This is a genomic window from Vibrio sp. Y2-5, from assembly GCF_014596725.1.
Taxonomy (GTDB): domain Bacteria; phylum Pseudomonadota; class Gammaproteobacteria; order Enterobacterales; family Vibrionaceae; genus Vibrio.
The window spans coordinates 925368-932194 of record NZ_JACVEG010000002.1 but is presented as its reverse complement, the minus strand read 5'-3'; the positions used below and the strand labels follow the sequence as shown (position 1 = coordinate 932194).

At 43.7% G+C, this 6827-nt stretch carries 4 protein-coding genes and 1 tRNA gene; 2 read left to right on the top strand and 3 right to left on the bottom strand.

Annotated features, from left to right (window positions below):
• Nucleotides 1–54 precede the first annotated feature (54 nt).
• A tRNA-Leu gene (locus HUO09_RS09310) sits at nt 55–141 on the bottom strand.
• 354 nt (nt 142–495) lie between these two features.
• Here HUO09_RS09310 and HUO09_RS09305 point away from each other — a divergent pair.
• On the top strand, nt 496–2421 hold the full coding sequence (locus tag HUO09_RS09305; protein ID WP_223159354.1) for a methyl-accepting chemotaxis protein: 1926 nt from the start codon (nt 496–498) through the stop codon (nt 2419–2421).
• A 139-nt stretch (nt 2422–2560) separates the two neighbouring features.
• Nucleotides 2561–3547: an LLM class flavin-dependent oxidoreductase gene (locus HUO09_RS09300; RefSeq protein ID WP_188233767.1), complete on the top strand. Its 987-nt coding sequence runs from the start codon at nt 2561–2563 to the stop codon at nt 3545–3547.
• Nucleotides 3548–3651: 104 nt separating this feature from the next.
• On the opposite strand, the gene viaA is transcribed toward HUO09_RS09300, so the two are convergent.
• Both viaA and HUO09_RS09290 read right to left on the bottom strand, forming a co-directional pair.
• Nucleotides 3652–5097 carry an ATPase RavA stimulator ViaA gene (gene viaA, locus HUO09_RS09295; protein WP_167412624.1) on the bottom strand — a complete coding sequence of 482 codons (1446 nt, stop codon included), beginning with the start codon at nt 5095–5097 and terminating at the stop codon, nt 3652–3654.
• Nucleotides 5098–5105: 8 nt separating this feature from the next.
• Complete coding sequence (locus HUO09_RS09290) at nt 5106–6764, bottom strand: ATPase RavA domain-containing protein (RefSeq protein WP_188233766.1); 1659 nt, start codon at nt 6762–6764, stop codon at nt 5106–5108.
• Nucleotides 6765–6827: the final 63 nt, after the last annotated feature.

Below are 6827 nucleotides of genomic sequence, written 5' to 3'. Positions count from 1 at the left end.
GATTTGCAATCCGGTGCATAACCACTCTGCTAACGCGCCTTATTGGGAAGTTGATGGTGCCCCGGGCCGGACTTGAACCGGCACGACTCGAAAGTCGAGGGATTTTAAATCCCTTGTGTCTACCAATTTCACCACCAGGGCAACGCATAATGCGATGGCAACACCATCTGTTCATCACGTTGTTGTGAGAACGAGGCGTACTTTAACGGATTCATTTCGTTGGTCAACTACAAATTCTATATTTTTCAACTGAATGGCTAAGAAGCCGCCATAGCGAATAGAACATAGACAACTCGAAGCGTTGCTGATCAAACTTATACGCTGTTAAGTAGGAAAAATGACGAAAAATCGCCTACTTTTTAATTGATGCTATTCTCAATAATAAACATTTGATGTCATTGCGATATCGGTAACACCAATTCTATAGAGTGGGATTTTTCGTCGCTTTGCAGATACTTATCTGATGGGCAACGGAACTGCGCAAGGGTAGATGGAATGATGAAAAAAACATTTGGATTAAAACAGCTGTTATTAATTTCAGTGATGTTGCTTGTGGGTGTGTCAGTCTCCATCACCAGTTACATTGCCTATATCAAACAGTCTTCAATGATCACCAATATGATCAATGATTCGGGAGAACAATACACTGCGGGCAAAGCGCAACTTGTTAAAACATTCTTGGACGAAAAAATCAATGGTGTCGAGGGCATAGGTCGATTGTACAAAGATACATCCTTCCCCGGTAGCAGCGCTGATGATTACGTAGCCTTAGCAGAACTCTTTGCAACCGCTTTGGCAACAGGAAGCTCATTTATCGGCTTTGAATCGAATGGTGATGCATATTGGAACCAAGAATCTGAAGCTTGGCCAAACCACAAGCTCAACGGAGATGTTCGCACACGGAGTTATTATAAAGATGGCCGCCAAGCTATCTCGCCAGCCATTACCGACCCCTACCCTGATGAATCGAATCCTAACATCTATTGGATTAGTATCGTCCAAAAGGCGAAAGACGGCATGATAGGTGTCGATATGCAGCTCGGTTTCCTTAATGAACTGGTTGATAACTCTACAGCGCTGAAAGGCTCAAGTGCCATGATACTTAACCACGATGGCACGGTCATAGCAGCCTCTAAAAGTGCTGCAATGAAAGCAGGCGACATCGCTTCCCAAGTTGACGCTTATAAAGATGTCGCTCAACAAATTGGTAAAGTAGAACATTCAATATTGACGTATATGAATAATGGGCAAGAAAAAATCCTGTTTTCTCAAAAAATCAATATTGCCAACAAGAATTGGTTCTTTGTTATAGAACAGAATAAAGACATGGCGTATGAAGAACTTACGGCGTCAAAGCAATCCGCCATCATTATTTCTGTCACTGCGACAATATTGAGCGTTGTGATCGCGTTTATTGTTATTCAAGTTCTTTACCGACCTATATTAAGTTTGAAAAAAACCATATTAGATCTTGCCAGTGGTGAAGGAGACTTAACTCAACGTCTTGATGTTCATTCTACCGACGATCTTGGTCAGATTGCTGAGGGCGTGAACCATTTCATCAGCCATGTACAAAACATAATGCTAGAAATTCAAAGCTCTTCTCAGGCATTACAAGAAAATGTGGAACAGATGAAGACGCTTTCTGAGCATAATTCCGCCATGCTTCATAACCATGTGGTAGAAACAGAACAAATCGTGACGGCACTTGAGCAAATGAATTCAACCGCCAGCTCAACCGCTTCTGATGCTTCAAACACGTCGAATCTAACTCAGCAAGCACAAGACAGCAGTATCGAAGCACGAAATATTGTGGGTCGTTCTCAAGCTACTGTATCGGCATTGATTGAAGGTGTTGAAGCCTCTTCTGTGCATGTACAAAACATGAGTGACGAAACCCATAACATTCACTCCGTCCTCAATGTTATCAGCGACATTGCTGAACAAACTAACCTACTGGCACTAAACGCCGCGATAGAAGCGGCACGTGCAGGCGAGCAAGGACGAGGCTTTGCTGTGGTTGCTGATGAAGTCCGTAAACTTGCAAGCAGAACCAAAGACAGTACCGCAGAAATAGAAAACGCGATTTCTAAATTGCTTCAGGGTAACGAAGTGGTTGTAAGCTCCATGACTGACACAAAACAGCGCTGCCAAGATACAGCCGAAACATCTGAGCATGTCTCCTCCAGCCTAGATGTCATGAGCAACTACATTAATGAAATTAATGATTTAAGTATGCAAATTGCTACAGCGGCGGAAGAACAAAGCAGCGTGACTCACGGCGTGAGTAAAAGTATGAGCGAACTTAACGAAATTGTGAGTGAACTTGATATGACGGGTAAAAAGACGCTGCAAGGAATGAGTGATATTAACAGCATCAATAAACGTCTGGTTGAAGTCATCAGCCGTTTCAAACTTTAAACATGCCAATTCAAATACTGTAAAGCCACCGTCGTTAAGGTGGCTTCATTTGACCATTTCCTTCGAAAAGTCATGGTTTTTATTGGGCACGGAAAGGTGCATAGTGTGGAGATGATTTATCAGCAAGAATAAGTACGTGATGTCTCTACCTAAGCTCTCAATTTTAGATTTGGCGCCTGTTTCTGAAGGCGCAAATTTCCACACAACGTTTCAATATACAGTCTCACTTGCTCAACATGCGGAAAAGTTGGGCTATGAGAGATTCTGGATGGCTGAACACCATAACATGCCCGATATCGCGAGTGCTGCTACTTCAGTTTTGCTTAGCCATGTTGGCGCACATACCAAATCGATTCGTCTAGGTTCTGGCGGGATCATGCTACCTAACCATGCGCCTTTGGTCATTGCTGAGCAATTTGGTACTTTGGAAGCGCTCTACCCTAATCGTATTGATTTAGGTTTAGGCCGCGCTCCTGGAACAGACCATTCAACCTTGCATGCACTACGAAGAGAACCAGACAGAATGGATCCTGATTTCGATGAATTGCTGGAAGAGTTGCAGTTTTTTATGGGACCAATTTCTGACCACCAACCTGTAAAAGCTTATCCGGGTAACAATTCTAAAGTACCAATCTGGCTATTGGGCTCTAGCACTTATAGCGCTCGTCTGGCCGGAATAAAAGGGCTGCCATTTGCGTTTGCCGCGCATTTTGCCCCTGACGCTATGTTAAGAGCCATCGAAATTTACCACGACAACTTCCGCCCATCAGATCAGCTTGATAAGCCCTATGTCATGATCGGTGTAAACATCATAGTGGCGGACACAGATGCTGAAGCCCAGTATTTGGGTACCACTGAAAAGCAGAAGTTTCTTTCGATGATCCGAGGCGGGCGTACCAAACTTGCGCCTCCAGTGAAAAGTATGGAACCGCTTTGGCTTCCTCATGAAAAACACCACATTCAAACTCAGCTACGTGAATCCATTCATGGAAGTGCCGATACGGTGAAAAGCCGAATAATGGATTTAGTCGCTAGAACCCAAGCCGATGAGATTATGGTCAATGCAATGATTTTTGATCATGAAGCTAAGCTACGCTCCTACGAGTTACTTGCGAACATTGAATAAATCGTCTTAGATACGACAAAGGGAGGTGACAACCTCCCTTTTCTTTTTCGGATTTTTACCAGCGCTAGTTATTACGGCTAAGTGGTATTACTGCTGAATATCGGTTACCACTGCTTAGCTAAACGTCCAAAGATATTAGGATGATAACGCCAGCAATGGTCGAACATACTCATTAATTCAGGGTTACCATAGCGCGACAAACTGATAGCATGAAAGCGATTCTTTGCAGCCTTCAGTCGGTTGACCTGAGCCAGAATCTCTTCGTTTTGTTTAGGCGCTATGAAGTCAGAGATCACCACTAAGTCGGCATTTTTGTAAGTACCGCCAGCCATTAAATCCACCGACTTTTTCAGTACCGGCTCTAAATCTGTACCACCGTGGAATGAGTAGCTCAAAAAGTCACTCACTTCACGCAAGCCATCTTGCTTAGTCAATTCATAAGTGATGTGTTCTGTAGAGAACAGCATGACATAACAATCACGATCTTCTGCTAAAGCAATTTGCATCAGTGCGTAGGCCATTGCTTTTGCGCACTGCTCAGGGAAACCATGCATCGAGCCAGAAGCATCTACACAAACGATGAAAGGTCCTTTTTCGATATCCGCTTTTTTGTTGTCTGGCTTATGCGCCCGCACTTTTCGCAGCGTGCGTGACTTACCCTGCATACGGTAGTTCATCAAACGCTTATCCACTAAGTGTTTATAGAAAACCACTTCAAGCTCTGGGTAAGCAAGAAAGAGCGTTTCGTTTGGCAACATCTTATTGAGGTCGTCGCTTTCATGAATTCCGACGATATCGTCGGTTGCTTCATCGGACTTTTCCTCTACCATTTGTGGCTCTTCGGTAGGTGCGCGATTTAGATCCGGATCGTCAACATCACTTGCCATCCGACCTAGCTTTTCAGCTATCTCTTGCAACGCTTGGTGCTTTTTCAAAAACTCAGCATGACGCTTCATTACCGTCAGATCACTGCGGCTTAACTTGGCAGATGCCATATCCCACAGTTTGCCAACACTACTCTCATCACCCGACTCGGTAATCTTGTCCATATTACGCATGGTTTCCATGCGTTGATAGAGATCCGTCAGAAGCTTTTCTTTGTTCGCTTCCAGCTCCATGACTTGGGCTTGCTTAATCGCATCACTAAGTGATTTATACCATTGGTCACAGAAGAAGTGAGGAAACATAGGATTGTGAATACCTTTGTTTTTCTCCATCAAACGTCGTGCTTGTAAATAGAAAGCGGAGTGCCATTCAAGCTTTTTGATTACATCATCAATGCGGTCAAAGAATGTCTCTTCGTCCCAATGAATTACTTCTTGATAGTAGCCAAGCTCTTGCTGAAAACGCTCTGTTTCGCAAACTCGTGTGATGCGTTTCTTGACGCTACCACGCCATTTCAATAAGTGATTTTTTACCGTTGAGCGAACGCCACGATCTTCCGCCATCATCATCACTTGTGAGCGGGCAAGAAGATCGTTAACAGCGGTATCAATAATGCCGCTGTCTGCAATCATAAGAGCGAGGTTTAATCCATCAGCACCAAGCATGATGCCTCCTATTCAAAGAACTGAGCGAGATTTCTATAACGCTGCGCGCTTTTTTCACATTCAGTTTGCGTCGCTTCCAACTGCTGTTGAAGCGTTTGTAATGTTGCTTCCATCGCTGTTGGCAATGTTGGGTCGATAAAGTTATGAGGTAACGCACCATGGAACGTTGAACGAACTTTGCGTAAATGATGTTCAGCGTGTTTTAGCTGTGCCATCGCCTGCTCAGTTTTTGCTAACCAGTCTTGGTACAATCCTTCGTCCAATCCCTCTTTTGTCACTAATGACACCATGACAGAGCGGTTGGCAATGTCTTTAATCACCAGATTGTTTGTGGCATCAACATCGAATTTGAGTCGACACATATTGGTGTTTTGGTTGACGTAACCATAGACATCACCTTCACCATCTTTAATGACTTTTTCTAAATCGCTCTTTGGAACAAACACCCAACGGCTGTCCCCTTTTTCTGATTCAGACACCGACATATTGCTTTGCAATAGAACGAGCTTAACGAGATCATAAGCCGCACCGACTTTATAGCTCTTGGCACCTTTAATATCGTACTGATTGGTGACTTTTTTCTTAATCAAGCCTGTAGCCGTCTCAAGCGACAACATCATGCCAAATTCGGATTCCAGCTCGTCTTGAACCGAAGCTAATTCTTCTCGGCAAAGTGAAATTTGATGCTCAACCTCCATTTGATCGAAGGCATAACGAAGAGCAAACTCTTTCACCACATTATGAACCACTTCACGTGATTCAGGGCTGTTCCATAAACAGTCTTGCAGCAGCAGAATATCGAGTGGATTGATCGTATCACGACCATTAAAGAAGGCACTCGCCTTTAGCAACTTCACCGCTTTCTTCCAACGTCGGTCCGACACATACATATCATGGGTCGATAAATTGCTATCTTCTACCGCCGACTCCAACATGTTCTTAAGCTGGTAGAGCTTTTCAAACACTTCATCACTCAGTGTGAGACTCTCCAACTGTTGCTGCCACTGATGATATTCTTGGTCTGTTATTGCCAAACCTTCTGGAATACGCGCTTCTTGTGGTGTTCCAACGGTGAGCATGGATTTGAAATTTTGTTTGTTCTGGATTCGGTTGACGAACACTCGCACCAGCATCCGGTCATACAAAGCTTCAAGACCGCTGTCTTCATCAGGCAGTTCGTTGGATGCAGAGATCAACAAACGCATCGGTACACGTTCAATATCACTGCCGTTTTTAAAGGTTTTTTCGTTAACGACTGTAAGAAGCGTATTCAGAATGGCTGGACCTGCTTTCCAAATTTCGTCCAGAAAGACAACCTGCGCAGTAGGAAGATAACCGTTAGTTAAGCGAACATATCGACCGTTATCTTTCAGTTCTTGGATACTGAGTGGGCCAAATACTTCTTCAGGCGTGGAGAAACGAGTCATCAAATATTCAAAATAACTGCTGTTATCAAAAGCTTGAATGAGTCGTTTCGCGATAAGACTTTTTGCAATACCAGGAGGGCCTAACAGAAAAACACTTTCACCTGCGAGAGCAGCAAGCAAGCAAAGTTTAATGGTACTTTCTCTTTCATAAACCCCGTCAGAAAGTGCCTTGGAGAGCTTATTAATGCGTTCTGACAATAACGCTTTTTGTCCATGAGAGGCTTGAGTTGGACTGATCATGCTTGCGCTCCTAAGCAATACCTAAATTCGTTCTTATATAAAAGTTTATACATTTGTTATCAT

Coding starts and splice junctions, on each gene's coding strand:
- HUO09_RS09305 (WP_223159354.1), top strand. CDS start 496: ATGATGAAAAAAACATTTGGATTAAAACAGCTGTTATTAATTTCAGTG.
- HUO09_RS09300 (WP_188233767.1), top strand. CDS start 2,561: ATGTCTCTACCTAAGCTCTCAATTTTAGATTTGGCGCCTGTTTCTGAA.
- viaA (WP_167412624.1), bottom strand. CDS start 5,097: ATGCTTGGTGCTGATGGATTAAACCTCGCTCTTATGATTGCAGACAGC.
- HUO09_RS09290 (WP_188233766.1), bottom strand. CDS start 6,764: ATGATCAGTCCAACTCAAGCCTCTCATGGACAAAAAGCGTTATTGTCA.